Annotated in this window: 13 protein-coding genes; 10 read left to right on the top strand and 3 right to left on the bottom strand. The window is 64.9% G+C overall.

Annotated elements, in window-relative coordinates; translation table 11 throughout:
* Position 1 precedes the first annotated feature (1 nt).
* On the top strand, positions 2–1,462 hold the full coding sequence (locus ACTQWE_RS07405; protein WP_441856208.1) for a glutamate synthase subunit beta: 1,461 nt from the start codon (positions 2–4) through the stop codon (positions 1,460–1,462).
* Positions 1,463–1,765: 303 nt separating this feature from the next.
* Here the strand turns inward: ACTQWE_RS07405 and ACTQWE_RS07400 are convergent, their stop codons facing one another.
* Both ACTQWE_RS07400 and ACTQWE_RS07395 read right to left on the bottom strand, forming a co-directional pair.
* A complete protein-coding gene (locus tag ACTQWE_RS07400; RefSeq protein ID WP_170104502.1) occupies positions 1,766–3,856 on the bottom strand; it encodes a glutamine synthetase III family protein in 2,091 nt (696 codons plus the stop codon).
* A gap of 240 nt (positions 3,857–4,096) precedes the next feature.
* A complete protein-coding gene (locus ACTQWE_RS07395) occupies positions 4,097–5,662 on the bottom strand; it encodes a DUF438 domain-containing protein (RefSeq protein WP_441856206.1) in 1,566 nt (521 codons plus the stop codon).
* A gap of 239 nt (positions 5,663–5,901) precedes the next feature.
* On the opposite strand from ACTQWE_RS07395, the gene ACTQWE_RS07390 reads away from it, so the two are divergent.
* The 5 genes from ACTQWE_RS07390 (at position 5,902) to ACTQWE_RS07370 (ending at position 10,841) form a co-directional block, all read left to right on the top strand.
* Positions 5,902–6,708 carry a DUF1295 domain-containing protein gene (locus ACTQWE_RS07390; RefSeq protein ID WP_441856204.1) on the top strand — a complete coding sequence of 269 codons (807 nt, stop codon included), beginning with the start codon at positions 5,902–5,904 and terminating at the stop codon, positions 6,706–6,708.
* Positions 6,709–6,817: 109 nt separating this feature from the next.
* Positions 6,818–7,246 (top strand): hypothetical protein, encoded by a 429-nt coding sequence (locus ACTQWE_RS07385; protein ID WP_441856203.1) that lies wholly within the window; start codon positions 6,818–6,820, stop codon positions 7,244–7,246.
* A 103-nt stretch (positions 7,247–7,349) separates the two neighbouring features.
* Positions 7,350–8,447, top strand: coding sequence for an ABC transporter substrate-binding protein (locus ACTQWE_RS07380; RefSeq protein ID WP_441921492.1), 1,098 nt, complete (start codon positions 7,350–7,352; stop codon positions 8,445–8,447).
* A gap of 12 nt (positions 8,448–8,459) precedes the next feature.
* On the top strand, positions 8,460–9,884 hold the full coding sequence (locus ACTQWE_RS07375) for an ATP-binding cassette domain-containing protein (RefSeq protein ID WP_441921490.1): 1,425 nt from the start codon (positions 8,460–8,462) through the stop codon (positions 9,882–9,884).
* A gap of 183 nt (positions 9,885–10,067) precedes the next feature.
* Positions 10,068–10,841 carry a class II glutamine amidotransferase gene (locus tag ACTQWE_RS07370; protein WP_441856198.1) on the top strand — a complete coding sequence of 258 codons (774 nt, stop codon included), beginning with the start codon at positions 10,068–10,070 and terminating at the stop codon, positions 10,839–10,841.
* Positions 10,842–10,964: 123 nt separating this feature from the next.
* On the opposite strand, the gene ACTQWE_RS07365 is transcribed toward ACTQWE_RS07370, so the two are convergent.
* The gene (locus ACTQWE_RS07365; protein WP_441856196.1) at positions 10,965–11,834 is read right to left on the bottom strand and encodes a tetratricopeptide repeat protein; all 870 of its coding nucleotides are present in this window, start codon (positions 11,832–11,834) and stop codon (positions 10,965–10,967) included.
* Between the two features lie 220 nt (positions 11,835–12,054).
* Here ACTQWE_RS07365 and ACTQWE_RS07360 point away from each other — a divergent pair, with 220 nt between their 5' ends.
* The 4 genes from ACTQWE_RS07360 to ACTQWE_RS07345 are packed head-to-tail and all read left to right on the top strand — an operon-like array spanning position 12,055 to position 18,804.
* Positions 12,055–12,663: a hypothetical protein gene (locus tag ACTQWE_RS07360; RefSeq protein ID WP_441856195.1), complete on the top strand. Its 609-nt coding sequence runs from the start codon at positions 12,055–12,057 to the stop codon at positions 12,661–12,663.
* A 20-nt stretch (positions 12,664–12,683) separates the two neighbouring features.
* Positions 12,684–14,228, top strand: coding sequence for an N-6 DNA methylase (locus ACTQWE_RS07355; protein ID WP_441856193.1), 1,545 nt, complete (start codon positions 12,684–12,686; stop codon positions 14,226–14,228).
* On the top strand, positions 14,221–15,417 hold the full coding sequence (locus ACTQWE_RS07350) for a restriction endonuclease subunit S (RefSeq protein WP_441921488.1): 1,197 nt from the start codon (positions 14,221–14,223) through the stop codon (positions 15,415–15,417). Before ACTQWE_RS07355 ends, ACTQWE_RS07350 begins: the two co-directional genes overlap by 8 nt.
* Before the next feature lie 9 nt (positions 15,418–15,426).
* Positions 15,427–18,804 (top strand): DEAD/DEAH box helicase family protein, encoded by a 3,378-nt coding sequence (locus tag ACTQWE_RS07345; protein ID WP_441856190.1) that lies wholly within the window; start codon positions 15,427–15,429, stop codon positions 18,802–18,804.
* The last annotated feature ends 33 nt before the right edge of the window (positions 18,805–18,837 follow it).

The raw sequence follows: 18,837 nt of genomic DNA, 5'->3' as shown, positions 1-18,837 counted from the left end.
CATGGGCCAGGTAGGAGGATTCCTCGAGCACGGCCGCAAGGAACACGGCCAGCGCCCGATAGCCGAGCGCGTGCACGACTACGACGACCTTGCCGTGACGCTGCCCGCCGAGGAGCAGCGCGTGCAGGCCGGACGCTGCATGTACTGCGGCGTTGCGTTCTGCCAGACCGGAGCCGGCTTTGGCAAGGCGCGCACGAGCGGCTGCCCGCTGCACAACCTCATCCCCGAGTGGAACGACCTGCTGTGGCGGGGCCTGTGGGACCAGGCGGCGGAGCGCATGGCGCTCACGAACCCGCTGCCGGAGTTCACGGGAAGGGTCTGCCCCGCGCTGTGCGAGGCGGCCTGCAACCTGGGCCTGCACGACGACCCCACGACCATCCGCGACGACGAGCGCGCCATCAGCGACTGGCAGTGGGAGCACGGCGGGCCGAGGCCCCTGGCGCCCGCGCCTGAGGGCGCTCCGCTCGTGACCGTGGTGGGCTCCGGCCCCGCGGGCCTGGCCTGCGCGTGGGAGCTTGCCCGCCGCGGCCTGCGCGTGCGCATGGTGGAGAAGAGCGACCGAGCCGGTGGCCTGCTCATGTACGGCATCCCGAACATGAAGCTCCCGAAGGAGGTCGTGGAGCGCAGGATCGACCTGATGCGCGAGAGCGGCATCGACGTGGAGTGCGGCGTGGACGCGTCCGACCCCGACGTGGCGGCGCGCCTGGCGAAGGAGAGCGACGCCGTCGTGCTGGCCGCAGGCACGGGCAACGCCCGCACGCTGAGGGTGCCTGGCGCGGACCTCGACGGCGTGACGCTTGCGGTGCCGTACCTGACGGCGCAGACGAAGGCCGTGCTGGGCGGCGGCAAGAGCGCCATCAGCGCCGAGGGCAAGGACGTCGTGGTCATCGGCGGCGGTGACACCGGCACCGACTGCGTCGCGACGGCGCTGCGCCAGGGCGCGCGCAGCATCATGCAGCTGGAGTTCCTGCCCGAGCCGCCCGAGAAGCCGCTGCCCACGAACCAGTGGCCGGAGTGGCCGATGGTCAAGAAGACCGACTACGGCCAGCAGGAGGCCATCGAGGAGTTCGACGCGGACCGCAGGCTGTGGGCCACGGACACGCTCGAGGTCCTGGGCAAGGGCTCGGTCGAGGGGCTCAAGATCGTCTCGCTCGACTGGTCGAACGGCAGGCCCGAGCGCAAGGAGGACAGCGTGCGCACGCTGCCGGCGCAGCTGGTGATTCTGGCCATGGGCTTCGTGGGCCCGGAGGCGAGCCTCGTCGAGGCGTTCGGCGGCGGCCTCGCGAAGCAGGGGAGGCCGCTTCCCGTTGTCGAGGGCAAGGGGCACGGGCTTTCCGGCGCCGACGGCAAGGCGCGCGTGTACTGCGCGGGCGACACGAGGAACGGCTCGACCATCGTGGTGAACGCCATATCGGACGGCCTTGCCTGCGCGGCTGAGGTCGCGGACGACCTGCTGGGGTAGCGGTTGCGAGCCCGATGTTGACGTGTGTTTAGTGGGGCGGTCCGGGCATGAGCCTGGGCCGCCCTCTACGTGTTTGAGCAGTGCAATGCGAGCTGAAGGAGAAAGGCCCCTCGTCAAGCGACGTAGCTTGAGATTGCGGGCCTCAATCGGCGTCGCTTGAGGGTTTGCAGGGGCGTGCCTACGGAATGAACATGGACCGTTACCGTGCGGGGGACTGACAAAAGGGCGACCCCCGTCTCGCATCGGGCTGCGAGACGGGGGTCGCTTGTGCTGCTGGGCCGACCGAGGGTCGGGGTTTCGTCGCTACACGTAGAACAGCATGTCGTTGTAGCTCGGGACCGGCCAGTAGTCCTTGCTGGTGACGGTCTCCATGGCGTCGACGGCCGCACGAAGCTTGTCCATGAGCGGCAGGACCTCGTCGCGGTAGGCGTCGTCCTCGGCGGCGACGTCGTCCAGCCCGCGCGCCTTCGCATTCGCGGCCTCGAGCTCGTCGGTCGCGGCCAGGATCGCCGCGGAGCCCTCGCTCAGGGCCTTGACGGTAGCCTTGTCGGCCGCGGCGTCCACGCCGATCTCGGCGCGGGTCGCGACACTCGTCGCGAGGTCGCCGGCGTACGCGCTGATGGCGGGCAGGTACATGGTGCGGGCCATGTTCACCATCGTGTTGGCCTCGATGTTGAGGAGCTTCGCGTACTGCTCGGCCTTCGCGACGTAGCGGGCACGGGTCTCAGCCTCGCTGAGGACGCCGTACTTCTCGAAGAACGCGATGTTCTCGGGCTTGACGATGCTGGGGATGGCGTCCGGCGTGCTCTTGAGGTTGGGCAGGCCGCGGCGCTCGGCCTCCTTCTCCCAGTCCTCGGAGTAGCCGTTGCCGTCGAACAGGATGCGCTCGTGGTCGCGGAACGTGTGGCGGACGAAGCGCATGGCAGCGGTGGTGAAGTCCTCGTCGGAGTGCTCGTCGATGTAGCTGACGAAGCGCTCGCACTGCTCCGCGACGGCCGTGTTCAGGACGACGTTGGGGTCGGAGAGGTTCTGCTGGCTGCCGCACATGCGGAACTCGAACTTGTTGCCGGTGAAGGCGAACGGGGAGGTGCGGTTGCGGTCCGTGTTGTCGCGCAGGACGTTGGGCAGCGCGGGGACGCCCAGGTCCATGCGGGCGCGGTCGTGAGACTCGGGCTGCTCCTTCTTGATGAGCGCGTCCACGATCGGGGTGAGCGCGTCGCCCAGGAAGACGGAGATGATCGCGGGAGGCGCCTCGTTAGCGCCGAGGCGGTGGTCGTTACCGGCGGAGGCGACGGACGCCCTCAGCAGGTCTGCGTGGTCGTCGACCGCGGCGACGAGGAACGCGAGGAAGACCAGGAACTGCAGGTTGTCCTGGGGGTCGTCGCCCGGCTCGAGCAGGTTCTCGTTGTCAGCGGAGACGGACCAGTTGTTGTGCTTGCCGGAGCCGTTGACGTACTCGAACGGCTTCTCGTGCTCGAGGCAGGCAAAGCCGTGGTGGGTCGCGAGGAGCTTGAGCTTCTCCATGGTGAGGAGGTTGTCGTCGATGGCGAGCGAGCCCTTCTCGTAGATGGGGGCGAACTCGTGCTGGCACGGCGCGACCTCGTTGTGCTTGGTCTTCAGGGGCACGGCGAGCTTCCAGAGCTCGTCGTCGACCTCCTTCATGAACGCGTTGACGGAGGGGCGGATGGTGCCGAAGTAGTGCTCCTCGAGCTCCTGGCCCTTCGCGGGCTCGGCGCCAAACAGCGTGCGGCCGGTGAGGACGAGGTCCGGGCGGGCCTTGTAGTCGTCCTCGGTGATGATGAAGTACTCCTGCTCCGGGCCGATCGTGGTGTAGACGCGGCTCGGCTTCTTGCCAAACAGGCCAAGGACGCGCTTCGCCTGCTTCTCGAGGGCGACCTCGGAACGCAGCAGCGGGGTCTTCTTGTCAAGCGCCTCGCCGGTGTAGCTGATGAACGCGGTGGGGATGCACAGGACCTCGTCCTTGATGAACGCGGGGCTCATGGGGTCCCACACGGTGTAGCCGCGGGCCTCGAACGTGGCGCGCAGGCCGCCGGAGGGGAAGCTCGACGCGTCGGGCTCGCCCTGGACGAGCTCCTTGCCGCTGAACGCCATGAGGACGGTGCCGTCGCCGTTGGGGTTGATGAAGCTGTCGTGCTTCTCGCTCGTGATGCCGGTGAGCGGCTGGAACCAGTGCGTGAAGTGCGTGGCGCCGTGCTCGAGCGCCCAGTCCTTCATTGCGTGCGCGACCTCGTTAGCGATGTCGAGGTTGAGCTCCTTGCCCTCGTCGATCACGCGACGAAGCTCCTTGTAGGTGGGCTTCGGTAGTCGCTCCTGCATGTCCTGGTCGGTGAAGACCAGGCTGCCGTACTCCTCGGTGACCTTGTCCTTAGACATCAGTCCTCCTCTGCAAAGTCGACTGGGCCGCGTCCGCGGACCCTTCGTACATATTGCATGATAGCGGGGACTGGTTGCATTTGAATTTCCCCAACGTGACGGTTACGAATGCGAAACCGTTTCAAAACCATTGCCCGCGCCGGCGTCCGCGCGTGCGTGCGCGGTCCCGACGCGGGCCTGGACCTTGGAAAAAACGTGCATGTGCGTGGGCGAGAAGAGCGTGGCGTCGCGCCTCGCGCCCTAGCGCCCCGCGAAGTGGTCGCGCGCAAATCCCATGGGTTGTACACACTCGAGCGTGCCGAGGTAGTTGCCCTCGCGGTCGCGCACTGCCATGTAGCGCACGAGCACGGGCTCGCCCTTCTTCTGCATCCACACGTCGACGGAGTCTCGCTGGCCACTGCGAAGCATGTCTATCACGTTTCGAACCATGTACTCGATCTTTGGCGGGTGGCACGACCACACCTCGCGCCCGAGCGCGCTTGCAGGACGCTTGAAGAGCTTCAGCTTGCCGTCGTCGTTCCAGTAGCGGTTGATGTTCTTCTCGTCCACAAACGTGAGCTCCATGGGGATGGTGTTCAGCACGGCATCCAGCTGCGCGGCAGAAAGCGTGCCCGTGGGAAGCGAGACGTCGCCGCCACCCAGCGTCGCGCGCGCGTCCAGGGAGGCCGCGTACTTCTCGCCCTCGCCCCAGCGGCCGACCTCGGAGGGGTCCACCATGCAAAGCTCGTAGCCGCGAAGGTCGACGTAGGCCTGCAGCCACTCCTGGTCCGTGAAGCACCGCACGCACAGCGGGAACAGGATGTTCGCCTCCTTGTAGCACATCTCGTCCGCGCGACGGACCACGGCGGCGGCGCGGTCGCGCCACGAGGCGTCGCGCGCTTCCGGCGCGGCCGCCACCAGGGCGCGCAGCTCGTCGCGGATCTCGTCGTCCACACCCCACATCACGTCCGCGGGGCCAGAGTAGCCGTGGCGCACCTTCAGCACGGGGTACAGCAGGTCGCCCTTCTTGGCGTAGTGGCCGCCTACCTGGGCGAGAAGCGCAAGCTCCTTTGCCGTTGCCTCGTCGTCGGCAGCGTCCAGCGCCTGCTGCGCCGCGGCGACCTGGCGCGCGATGGCCTTGTTCTCGAGCGAAAGGACGTTCACGGGGTGGCCTTTCAGCGCCGCGAGCACGCGCGTCTTGAAGTCGCCCTCGCCGGTGCCGCCCGCGATGGAGTCCATCACCGCGGCCTCGGCGTTCGCGATGCGCTCCTCGCGCGTGGCGCCGTGGAACAGCGCGGAGTGCACGTCGCACAGGCGCTGCACGTCCTCCACCTTCGCGCCGCCCTCGATCAGGCCCTGCTCCGCGCGGGCGATCTCCGCCGCGTCCACGTCTCTGAAGTTCGCCACGAACTCGCGGCGCACGCTCTCCAGGTCCTCGCCGGCCGAAAGGCGGCTCACGTAGCTCGAAAGAAGCTGTGCGCGACCGGCCTCGTCCGTCGCGACGGCGGCGGCGCCCGCGTCCGTGGCGCCGTCCGCGGCACCGGCGCCCGCGTCCTTCTCGCCCGCGGGCGCCGCCGTCGGTGCGGCCACAGGCGCGGGCTGGCCTGCCACCTCGAAGCCGGCGTCGCGCAGCGCGTCCACCACCTTGGCAATGTCGATGCCCTTTATCTGGGCGCCCCGGGGGATGGTCATCACGCGGCCCACGGTCTCGAGCGCCATGGGCTTCGCGATGTCCGTGAAGCCCAGGTCCCTCATGATGTCAACCACCTCGGGGTAGTCGCTCGCGAGGTCGTGCACGGTGCGCGAGAGGTCAATCGTCTTCGGCATGGTTGCTCCTATCTGCCGCCGGTCATGCCGGCGCTTGCTGCTGCCTTGCGCCGCGGCGATCCCGGGCGCCCTTCACGCAAACGATGGTAGGGGAGGTGTCGTCGCGCCGCTGTTGCATTTGCAACGCAACTAGGCAGCCAAAAAACCGCCACAAACTGTTGCATCGGACACGTCCGCGGCGCGGGTCGTTTGGCTATGCTTTATCTTGAAAAAGTTTCAAATGCTAGGCACGTGAGGTCGTGAGGCTCAAGATGCAGGGGTTCCTGGTTCTGCTTGTGGTTGCGCTCGCTGCAAGCGCATGCGGGTTCAAGAAGTACGTGTGGTTCATCTCCATCGGCTATGGGGCGGCCGTCGCCGCCATTGGCGTGGCGCTCCTCGTCATGTTTGGCGCTCGCTCGAGCGCGCCTGTAGTGGCGCAGGCTCTGCTCTTGGTGGCGTATGGCTGCCGCCTCGCCGGCTACCTCTCGTATCGCGAGCTGCGCAGCCGCAGCTACAACCAGAAGATGAAAGGCGAGGTCAAGGGTAACGACAGCGTGACTCTTGGCGTGCGCTTCGCCATCTGGGCCTCGGCGGCGCTCCTGTACGCGTGCCAGACGTCGCCCGTGCTCTTTCGCATGGCGGCGGGCGGCCGCGCGGACGCCTTCCTCGCGGCGGGGCTTCTTGTCTCGGTCTTCGGCCTCGCGTTCGAGACCACGGCAGACATTCAGAAGAGCGCGGCCAAGAAGCGAAACCCGCGCCGCTTCGTGGACACCGGCCTGTTCCGCATCGTGCGCTGCCCCAACTACCTGGGTGAGATGCTGTTCTGGACCGGCGTCTTCGTCAGCGGCATCGGCGTGTACGACGGCGTCGCGCAGTGGGCGGCGGCACTTCTCGGATACCTTGGCATCGTATACGTGATGTTCGGCGGTGCTCGCCGGCTCGAGATGCGCCAAAACCGCAGCTACGGCAAGGATCCTGCCTACCAAAGGTACGTGCGCACCACGCCGATCATGCTTCCGTTCGTGCCGCTGTACTCCGTCGAGAAGTACAAGTGGCTCGTGGCGTAGGCGCCTGCGGCCCCGGACGTCGCCTGCGGCTCCTAGCTATATAATCTTCAGACCCAACACGCATGCGATGCCGCGGCCACAAGGCGCCGTGGCAGACGGGAGCAGAGACATGTCAGACAGCACCACCAAGCCCGCGGCCGCGACGGACGCGGCGGCAGGCGCGGGCGAGAAGGTCGTGGACGTATCGGTCGAGCTCGCCCGCACGCTCGAGACGCAGCCCAAGGTCGAGGGAATCCTTCGCGAACTCGGCTTCGAGGAGCTTCCCGGGGACAAGACCATCCTCGAGGTCTGCGCGGACGCCGGCGTCGACCCGTCCATCGTCACGCTCGCGCTTGCGGCGGAAGGCTTCGAGACCCGCGGCTACGTGAGCGAGGACGGCGGAGTCGCCGCGAAGACGTTCGAGAACGTGCTGAGCGCCCTGTTCGACCCCACGAGCACGCTCATGCCGAACGCCTCCCCGTCGCAGGCGCCCATGCTCAACCACATGGAAGCGGCCATTCGCCGAGCGCAGGACAGGGGAGACCTTCCCAAGGAGTAAGGTCGACCCCATGTGTGCGGACGCCAGCCGGCTCGGGCGGCCCCGCACGACGGCACGAATCCGCGGCACGAGCCCTGCGCCGCGGCAGAAGGGAGCAGCACCAATGCAGAAGAACATGACCCGTCGCGAGGCCCTTGCGACGCTGGCCGGCCTTGGCCTCACGGGCGTCCTCGCCGGCTGCGGCACGGGCGCAAGCGACTCGTCCGCGTCCGACTCCTCCAAGTCGGGCGGCGCCAAGGCGTCCAAGGCCAAGGCGTCAGACGACGTCGTCGTACGCGTCGCGTCCCTGAAGGGGCCCACCACCATCGGCCTCGTCAAGATGATGGACGCGACCTCGGGTATCCCCGCCGACGGCGCGGCTCTGCCGCAGGACAACTCCGCGAAGAAGGGCTCCGGCATCCAGTACGCGTATGCCGTGAGCGCATCCCCCGACGAGCTCCTTCCCCAGATCATCCAGGGCAAGGTGGACATCGCGTGCGTGCCGTCCAACGTCGGCAGCGTCCTGTACAACAAGACGGAGGGCAAGATCCGCGTGATCGACGTCAACACGCTCGGCGTGCTGTCCGTCGTCACGGGCGACTCCTCCGTCAAGGGGTTCGAGGACCTCGCCGGCAAGACGGTCTACGTCTCGGGCAAGGGGTCGAGCCCGGAGTACGTCCTCGACTTCCTGCTGGGCAAGGCCGGCATTGCAGACAAGGTCACGGTGGAGTGGAAGAGCGAGCACACGGAGGTCGCCGCGGTCCTCGCGTCCGACCCCAAAGCCGTCGGCATCCTGCCCCAGCCGTTCACGACGGCGACGCTCGTCCAGAACGGCTCGCTCAAGGCCCCGGTCGACCTCACGGACGTCTGGAAGAAGTACGCCACCGACGGCAGCGAGTTCGTGATGGGCACCACCATCGTGCGTGCGGAGTTCGCCGACGAGCACCCCGCGGCCGTCGAGGACTTCCTCAAGCGCCACGCCAAGTCCGTCAAGCAGGTCAACGCCGACCCGAAGGCGGCCGCGCCCCTCGTGGTGAAGGCCGGCATCGTCCCGAAGGAGCCCATCGCGGTCAAGGCCATCCCGCAGTGCAACGTCGTGTGCATCACGGGCAAGAAGATGAAGCGCGCCCTCGAGGGCTACCTCAAGGTGCTCTACGACGCCAACAAGGCGTCCGTCGGCGGTGCCCTTCCCGCGGACGACTTCTACTACCAGCAGGCCTAGCGGGCAGGTCGCGTGACCCGTCGCCCCAGCGACATACTCAAGAGGCTCGCCCCCGTCGTGCCGTGGATCGTGGCATGGCAGGTGGCGAGCCTCGTCGTAGGGAGCTCGATCCTCCTTGCGGGCCCCGTGGACACGGCGCTCCGCCTTCTCGCCCTTCTGGGCGAGAAGGACTTCCTCGCTACCGTGGGCTTCTCGCTCGCGCGCATCGCCCTCGGCTTCCTGCTCGCGTTCGCGCTCGCGGTCGTCCTCGCGCTTGCGGGGCGACGCCATCCGCTCGTCGACAGGCTCCTCGCCCCGGGCGTCTCCGCGCTGAAGAGCGTGCCCATCGTCTGCGTCATCGTCCTCCTGCTCATGTTGGTCGGCTCGCGGAGCGTCTCTGCCATCGCCGTGTTCCTCGCGGTGTTCCCGGCGGTGTACTTCAGCTGCCGCGAGGCGCTTGCGCACGTCGACCCCAAGGGGTCCCAGATGCTGGGCGTCTTCGGCGTCGCGCCCGTGCGCCGGTTCCTCGCGCACACGTGGCCGCAGGTGCTGCCATACCTCGTGGGAACCAGCAGGAACGTCTGCGGCATGGCCTGGAAGGCCGGCGTCGCGGCTGAGCTCATCGGCAGTCCCATAGGGTCTATAGGCGAGCGGATCTACAACTCAAAGCTCCTGCTCGACACGGCGGGGCTCTTCGCGTGGACCATCGTGATCGTCGCGGCGTCGTGGCTGTGCGAGCGCGCGTTCATCGCGGTGCTCGCGCGCACCGGCTCGTGGGCGCGGCGCCTGAGCCTGCGCGTGGGCCGCCCGCGGGGCCCCCGCTCCCAGGCGGGCGCGCGGGGGCAGGCGGTCCGGGCGGCTTCGGCCGGCCCGACGATCCTCCTTCGCGACGCGTCGATTGGCTACGGGGGGACGGTCGTGGCGTCCGGGCTGGACCTCGAGGTGCTCCCGGGTGACCGCGTGCTGCTGGCCGACCGCTCCGGCGCGGGCAAGACCACGCTCCTGCGTACGGTCGCGGGACTGCAGGACGTCCTTTCCGGCACGTGCAGGCGCCCGGTGCGGCCGACCATGGCGTTCCAGGAGCCGCGCCTGGTGGAGGAGATGTCCGCCGTGCAGAACGTCCTTCTCGTGGCGGGGTCCGTCCGCGACGCGGCCGCGTGCTCGCGCGTACGCTCACTGCTGCTCGAGCTCCTGCCGGAGACCGCGCTCGACGTCCCCGTACGCGAGCTCTCCGGCGGTCAGCGCCGCAGGGCAGAGATCGTCCGCGCGCTTGCGGCCTCGGGGGACGCCGTCCTCCTGGACGAGCCGTTCTCCTCGCTCGACGCCGCCTCGCATGCGCGGGCGGCGGCGTTCGTGACGCGACACCTCGACGGTCGCGCGCTCGTGGTCGCCTCGCACCTGCCCGACGACGCGCGACTTCTGGATGCCACGTCCTTCTCGCTCGAAAACAGCAGGTAAGGGAACGAATTCCATATCGTTCTGACGTAGCGAGAGATGCGTTCGCTCCAGAAATTGTGATGTTCGTTCCAGTTGGCGGAAAGTGTTCCCCACGTGAACGGCGCGTGTGGCGTCTATGTAGCCACTTATTGCCGCGGTTTCTTTAGGGTATCTTCTTTCGGTCGCCAACAGGAAGGAACGACCATGTGTATGATGCTTGGCATCGACACCAAGGAGCCCGTCAGAGCGAACGAGCTGATGGATGCCCTTTATTCGCACGGCAACGAGCACCCCAACGGCTGGGGCCTCGCGTACCTGCCCGCAGGGGACGGCGTGCAGCCTACGATCATCCGCGAAGCACAGAACGCGGCCGTGAGCGAGCGCGTGCAGGCGATCCTGCGCGAGCCGGTCATGACGGCGCACCTCATAGCACACATCCGCCGCGCTTCCGTGGGGTCCACGGCGCTGGAGAACTGCCATCCCTTCTTGAGGGAGGACCGCGCGGGCAGGCGCTGGGTGCTCGCGCACAACGGAACGCTCTTCGACCCGCGGAAGACCGTCAACTACCTGGGCGAGCGCAAGGGCTCGACGGACAGCGAGGCGATTCTGCCGTACCTGATGGACGCGTCCAACACCGCGGACGGCCAGGGGCTTGGCGAGGAGGGCCGCCTCGAGGCCATCGACCGCGCCGTCAACGCGCTCGCGCCCGGAAACAAGCTGAACCTCCTCTTTACGGACGGGATCCACACGTTCGCGTACACGAACGACGCGAACAGGACGCTCTGGCTCCTTCGCCTTGAGGACGGCTGGGCATTTGCGACCGCGCCGCTCGACGAGCGCGACTGGAAGCCGATGCCCGTGTGCCAGCTCCTGGCCGTGCGCGACGGCTCCGTCGTCTTCGAGGGCAAGGTGGGCGAGGGCGCCTTCACCGCCGACGAGGCCGAGTACGAGAGCATGATCGAGCACATGAGGGGCTAGGCGCCCCAAGTCGCCTCCGCGCGACGCCTGCGTCGGGCGATGCGGTACGGCGACGCGCCACACAAAGCGATATTGAGAAGCGACATCGTGGCCGGGCGTCCCGCGGGGCGTCCGGCCGCCACTCTAGAAATCGAGGTCGGAGTCCTCTTCCTCCAAGAGCGCGCGTGCGACCTCCTGCCCCTCGATCGCCTCGCGCAGGCGCTTCTTGTAGTAGTACTGGCCGTCCGCGATGTCGATGCGAAGGCCGACCTCCGCGTCCTGGAACAGCTTCAGCGCGCGAAGGGGGTCGGCGTCGATTCCCCACCTCTCACACTCTGGGTCGACGAGCAGCTGCGCGATGCGGATGGCCGGCTGGGCGCGCTCCACGACGTTCTGGGAAAGGTCGAGGCTGCGCTCCCAGAGCATGTGGGCCCTGCGCATGTCGCGCCCGACGCCCTTGCCGCGAGCGTACATGTCTCCCAGCTTGTACGCGGCCTCGAACGAGGGAGTGAGCGCGGCGGCGAGCGAGTAGTACTCGTACGCCTTCTGGAAGTCCGGCTTGCCCGTGCGGCCATACTCGTAGATGTAGCCAAGGTTGATGAGCGACTGGAGGTTGCCGTGGTCGACGGCCATCTGGTAGAGCTCCTTCGCCTTGGCGAAGTCCTGCTCGAAGATGTCGCCGAGATAGTAGTGCGCGCCGAGCGCGTTCATACACGCGTCGCTCCCAAACGCGATGCCGACGCGGTATCCCGCGAGGAGCACGTCTTCCACCGAGGGGTCCTGGGCGAGCGCCTCCAGCACGTCGTCCTGGTTCTTCGCCACGAAGTCCGTGAACTCGTTCGGGTCGGGCGATATCGCCGCCTTGGCGAGGTCTTCGAGGAAGGAGTCGAGGTCGAGCGCGGGCTCCTCCTCGTCCGGGGCCTCGTCCTCCTCGCTGACCGAGAAGTCAACCTTTGCGAGGGTCGCGAGCCTTTTGAAGTCGTCCACGTTCGCAGTCCAGTCGTCAAAGCTCATGGCTTCCTCCCATCCGCGCTGCGCGCACATGCGTGACGCGAGTCCCATGATGGGCCATGCGCCCGCGCGCGGCGTCGTCGCATCGGCGACCGCGGGGCTGCGTCCCACGGCGACGTGACGAAAGAAAACTGCAACAGACAAGGCAGAACGGCCATCTCTTGACAACCAACCTTGCGCTTCATATTATGTTCCTAAAATTAGGAACATAGAGAGAGCCAGAATGCTTGAGAACAAGGACATCGACTCGGCGAGGCTTGGCGACCTCTGTGACATTGTCGTGGGGATGCCGCTCAGTAGAGCTAGGAGGATACCTGAGGGCAGTTCTGGTGAAGTCGTGGGTGTCATAACCCAGAAGACCTTGACTGCCGATGGCATCGATTTGGAAGAAGTTTCTTACGAAGTACTTGGGCAAGTAAGAAAGGCATGTATTACATCGCCCGGAGACGTCATCGTCAAGCTTACGACTCCATACGATTGCGCTTACGTCAATTCGACTTGCTCGGGGCTGCTTGTAATATCCGCCGCCGCCATCCTTCGACCTCGAATGCGAAGCGTGAACATGCGCTGGATAGCGGCCGTTCTAGGTACACCTCAGCTAAAGGAAGAACTTCGTCTTGCAAGCATCGGTGCGAGCATTCAGATGATTAAGAAGTCGGGGCTTGCGAACCTCGTAATCCCCGTTCCGAGTGTCGAGAAACAAGAGCACGTTGCCTCGGTCCACGAGCGAGTGGAGAGCTTCAAGAGCTCGTGTAGACGTTCCATGAGATTGGCCGACACCTTTCTTGCGGCTAGCGTGAATGCAGCCGCATTCCATAGCGAGGACATCTAATCAGAGAGGGATGAGGACATATGATTACAGGAGCTACCAAAGCCAAGGTCGACGACGTCTGGCAGCGCATGTGGGAGGGTGGCATCACCAACCCGCAGGAGGTTATCACACAGCTCACCTACCTCATGTTCATCCGCTCGCTCGACGACCGCGAGTTCGAGATCGAACAGATGGAGGCCGTCACCGGCGTTGCGCAGGAGCACGTTTTCCCCAACGAGTTCCGGATGAACGGCAGCCACATCGACGGCAGCGAGCTGCGCTGGAACGTCTTCAAGGATTTCCCGCCGGAGAGGATGCTGACGACGGTGCGCGACTGGGTCTTCCCGTTCATCAAGACCCTTCACGACGACACACCCTTCGCACGAAGCATGCGCGACGCCACCTTCGGTATCAACAACCCGCGCACGCTCCAGAAGGCTGTGAGTGGCATCGACTCGCTCATGAACGACTTCGCGGACGACATGGACGACCTCGGCGACCTCTACGAGTACATGCTCTCCAAGCTCTCCACTGCTGGCCAGAACGGCCAGTTCCGCACGCCCAAGCATATCCGCGACATGATGGTGTCGATGGTAGACCCGCGCCCCGGGGAGCTCATCTGCGACCCGGCCATGGGTACGGCGGGCTTCCTCATCTCGGCCGCCGATCGGCTGCGGAATGACCCCGCCATGGGCTCGGAGGACTGGGCGCTCTTCTCGGGCGAGGCTGACGAGAAGGACTCCAACGGCCACGTGACCCATGCTGGTCGCCACCAGTTTTCGGGTGGCGAGACTGATCAGACGATGTTCCGCATCAGCGCGATGAACCTGCTTTTGCACGGCGTCGAGCGGCCCGACATCCGTCTCATCGACTCCGTGAGTAAGCAGAATACTGCGACGTCGAGGTTCGACCTCGTGCTCGCCAACCCGCCCTTCACTGGAAGCGTGGACGCTGAGGACATTGCACCCTCGTTGAAGGCCATCTGCGACTCCAAACAGACGGAGCTGCTGTTCGTGGCGCTCTTTCTGCGGATGCTGAAGGTTGGCGGACGGTGTGCCTGCATCGTGCCCAACGGCGTGCTCTTCCGCACGAACTCGAAGGCCTACCGGCAGTTGCGTCAGGAGCTAGTGGAGCACCAGCAGCTGCGCGCCATCATCTACATGCCAAGCGGCGTGTTCAAGCCCTACTCCGGCGTGAGCACCGCCGTGCTCGTATTCACCAAGACCGATGCCGGCGGCACCGATAAGGTGTGGCTCTACAACATGGAGGGCGACGGCTACACGCTCGACGACAAGCGCGACGCCGACCCCGAGCACAATGACATCCCTGACATCTTGGATCGGTGGGCGCACCTGGGCGAGGAGGAGCAGCGTGACCGCAAGCAGAAGAGCTTCCTCGTACCCAAGCAGGAGATTGTGGACAACGATTACGACTTTAGTTTCAACAAGTACGTGGAGACCGAGTACGAACGCGTGGAGTACCCGCCCACGTCCGAGATTCTGAACGAGCTGGACGTGCTTAACCGACAGATGGCCGACGGGCTCGCCGAGCTGCGCGCCATGCTGGGCGGTGAGTCGAATGACTAGCAAACCCCCGTTTGGCGGAGAGGTTGTGCGGCTGGGGGATGTGTGCGAGGTGGTTGGTGGTGCCACTCCCAAGACCAGCGAGCCTGCGTACTGGGATGGTGGCATCAAGTGGGTCACGCCGGCCGAGATTAGCGATAACACCTACATCCTCGAAGATACGGCGAAACATCTGACCGAAGCGGGCTTCAGGAGCGCGAGCCTCCATATGATGCCGGCTGGCACCGTGCTCCTCACCACACGCGCCCCCATCGGCAAGGTTGCGCTGGCAGGGGCAGAGATGTGCTGCAACCAGGGGTTCAAGTGCCTTGTCTGCTCGGACGCCGTGAGCAACGAATGGCTCTACCGCTATCTGAAGCATCGCGCGCCACAGCTTCAGACCATGGGAACCGGAGCGACCTTCAAGGAGCTGTCGAAACGGGCGATCGCAAACCTAGAGATCGTTCTCCCGTCCTTGGACGACCAGCTCGCCGCCGTACACAAGTTGGCCAGTGTCGAGCAGGTCATGGCAATTCTTGGCCAGCAATTCGCCAAGCTCGACGAACTCGCCAAATCCCGGTTTGTCGAGATGTTCGGAGATGCCGATGCGCTGATGTCGAGATGGCCGAAAATGCCGTTAGTGGCATGTGTCAATTCGATCGACTCGGGGAAGAGCGTCAACTGCAAGTCCGAGGCTCGCACTGGAAGTGCACCTGGCGTGCTAAAGCTAAGTGCACTTTCCTCCGGGAAATACCTCCCTGAGGAAAATAAGGCGATGTTCGATGGTGAGAGCGTTCTGCCAGGCAAAGAGGTCGTGATTGGTGACATCCTCGTCGCCCGGAAGAACACGCCCGACCTCGTTGGCGCGTGTGTCATGGTTGATTGCGATGCGCCCAACCTCATGTTTCCTGACCTTGTCTTCCGTATACACCCTATTGCGGGAGTTGATGGGACATATCTCTCAATCCTCTTGGGGCAATCATCGTTTTCGGAAACGGTCAGAAGCCTTGCGCATGGCTCTGCCAAGTCCATGTCTAACATCCCTAAATCGGAGCTGGGAAAGCTTGAGATCCCCTTCCCGCCCCTCGCACTCCAGCGAGAGTTCGCGGACTTCGCCGCTCGCGTCGACAAACTGCGAGTTGAAGCGCAGACCCAAAAGGAGAAGCTCCAAATGCTATACGACAGTCTCGCCCAGGATTACTTTGCGATATAGGACACGGTCATGAACTTCAGCTTCCTCACCCAGATACCCGAGTATAAGATGTTTGCTGGTGCATGCGTGGACGCCGAGCGCACCTTCGCCTCGAGCCCCACCATGTGCGCGCTCGCTTGCCGCAAGGCCATGGAGCTCGCGGTGAAGTGGGTCTATGCGGCCGACTCGACGATGGCGGAGCCATGGCGAGACAATCTCGCCTCGCTCATTCACGAAGCGAGCTTTAAGAACGCGATGGACTCGACAACCTGGGGACAGCTGCGCTTCATCTGGAAACTGGGTAACGAAGCTGCTCACACACAGGCGACCACCCGCCCGCAGGATGCGGTGCTGGCACTGCGGGGCCTCTTCAACTTCGTGGAGTGGATTGACTACTGCTACGGGTCGCGCTACGAGGAGCGCAGATTCGACGTTGCGGCCATACCAGCCGTCAAGCGGGCCATCGACGAAAAGGCCTTCCGACAGCAGCAGGAGGAGTCTGTCGAGAAGGACGGGCGCATCGCCGAGCTGGAGGAGCAGGTGCGCGCGCTGCGCGAGCAGTTCGCTGCCACCAAGGAGGAGCGCCCTGCTGGCGAACCCTTCGAACCCGACGAGATGCCCGAGTACGAGACGCGAAGGCGTTACATCGACGTCGACCTCGAGTACGCCGGCTGGGACTTAACCGACTCTGTACGCACTGAGGTAGAGGTCCACGGCATGCCCAGTGGCACCGGGGTTGGCTACGTGGACTACGTGCTCCTCGGCAGAGGCGGCCGTCCGCTCGCAATCGTCGAAGCCAAGCGCACCATGTACGACCCACTGAAGGGCGAGCAGCAGGCCAGGCTCTACGCCGACTGCATGGAACGTGAGTTGGGCTATAGGCCCTTCGTGTTCCTTTCCAACGGCTTCGAGACCTATTTCATGGACGATGGGAGTGCGCCTCGCAGGCGATGCTCGGGAGTCTTCGGCCGCGATGACCTGCAGCGGCTTATGAACAGGCGCGGGCACGTGGCGAGGCTCACCGACGTCGCCGTGGACCGCACAATTGCAGGCGGCGGCACGAACCGCTACTACCAGGTTGAAGCCGTGGAGGCCGTGTGCCAGAACATGCAGGAAGGCCACCGCCGGAGCCTGCTCGTGATGGCCACGGGAACGGGAAAGACACGTACGGCAGCGGCCTTAGTGGACGTGCTCATGCGCGCGGGGGCCGTGACCAATGCACTCTTCCTGGCCGATCGCGTGGCGCTCGTCTCGCAGGCCAAGGGATCTTTTCAACGCTGCTTGCCCTCCGTCACGATGTGCAACCTCTGCGAGACGTCAGACAAACAGAAAAATGCCGATGCGCGGGTGGTTTTCTCCACATACCCCACGATTCTCAACTCTATCGACGAGGTGAGGGATGACGGCAATGGTAGGCTTTACACACCCGCGCACTTTGACCTCGTGATTGTGGACGAGGCCCATCGCTCTATCTTCAAGAAGTACCGTGCGATCTTTGACTACTTCGATGCGCCGGTGGTGGGGCTCACCGCTACGCCCAAGGACGAGGTGGACCGCAACACCTATGACTTCTTCCACGTGGAGCGCGGCATCCCCACTTACCTCTACGAGTACGATACGGCCGTGTACCAGGACCATGTGCTGGTGCCCTACTACAACATCGAGACCGACACGACCTTCCTCTCCGACGGCATCACCTACGACCAGCTCTCAGAGGAGGATCGCGAGCGCTACGACAACGACTGGGAGGAGTCCCAGGCGACCGACGCCCCTGACTTCACGCCTTCGCAGGATCTGAACAGGTTCGTGTACAACCAGCAGACCATCGACATGGTACTCACCGAGCTCATGCAGGACGGCATCAAGGTGAGGGGTGGCGACCGGCTGGGTAAGACCATCGTTTTCGCCCAAAACCGCAAGCACGCTCAGATGATTGTCGAACGCTTCGACGAGCTGTGGCCCAATCTGGGAGCGCAGGGCTTCTGCCGCCGCGTCGTGCACACCGACGACTACGCGCCTACGGTCATTAGCGACTTCGAGACCAAGGACATGCCTGTGGTCGCTGTCTCGGTGGACATGATGGACACCGGCATTGATGCGCCAGACGTACTCAACCTCGTGTTCTTCAAGCAAGTTAAGTCCAAGGTGAAGTTCTGGCAGATGATAGGGCGCGGCACGAGGTTACGCCCGGGCATCGATGCCCAGGATCGGGTGAGCGGCGCCTATCACGACAAGCAGCACTTCTTCATCTTCGACTGGTGCGGCAACTTCGAGTTCTTCCGTCAGGAGAAGAACGCCGCCGAAGGCAAGAACCCCGAGTCGCTTTCGGAGTGCATCTTCAAACGAGAGGCGCTTCTAGTCCAGGCGCTTCAGGATAGTGCCTATGCTGACGAGAGGTACCAGGCCTGGCGCAGCGAGCTGGTGGGGCAGATGTCGTCGCAGGTGGCGGCACTGCGTGAACCCCTTACAGCATCGGTCAAGGGTGCCCTGCGCGAAATCGAGAAGTTCTCGCAGCCGCATAGCTATCAGTGTCTCTCGGACGCAGACATCGCGGAACTCGACCGCGTGGCTCTCCTCGTGCGCCCCACGAGCGACGACGAATACGCTCTGCGCTTTGACTCCCTCATGTACGCCTACGCTATCGCGCTCATCGCCGGCGCGGGCACCTCTCCCTACCAGGGCAGGGTCATTGGTGCGGGCGTGCGCCTGCAGAAGAAGGCGACCATCCCGCAGGTGAAGGCCAAGCTGCCGACTATCCAGCGCGTCTGCGCACAGGGCTGGCTTGACCATGCGTCGCCCATCGACCTGGAGCAGGTGCGGCAGGAGTTGCGCGACCTCATGAAGTTCCTGAAGGACGAGGGCAAGGGCAGCCCCGTGGTGACCGACATCACTGATACTGTGGTGGCGCGGCGCGAGGGTGAGGTGCTGCACCCCGCGGAGGACTACGAGGACTACAAGCTCAAAGTTGGCCGCTACATAGAGCAGAACGGCGACAAAACGGTAATTGCTAAGCTACATCGCAACATCCCCATGACCTCCCTCGAGTTCGAGGAGCTAGGCCGCATCTTCACTAGCGAGCTGGGCGATGAGCACGACTACCAGGCAGCCTTCGGGGACACGCCTTTCGGACGGCTAGTGAGGCAGGTAGCGGGCCTCGACCACGAGGCGGCGATGGTTGCCTTCGCTGAGTTTCTGAGCGATGAGAGCCTGAACCGGCAACAGATGGACTTCGTGCACAAGGTTGTGGACTACGTGGAGAGGAATGGCTACATGGACCTGGCCGAGCTCACGCGTCCGCCCTTCGACCAGCCGCAGAAGTTTGTGAGGCTCTTCGACGGCACGCACCAGCGTAGGCTCGTGGAGCTCATACGCGCCGTCAACGACAATGCGACCGTCCCGGCGGCCTAACCGGAGCACACGGGCGGACGACGACCGCGACCA

It is taken from the genome of Parafannyhessea sp. LCP19S3_B1 (assembly GCF_052121955.1).
GTDB lineage: Bacteria > Actinomycetota > Coriobacteriia > Coriobacteriales > Atopobiaceae > Parafannyhessea.
Note: the sequence above shows the minus strand (reverse complement) of the source record. Positions and strands in the feature narration are given on the sequence as shown.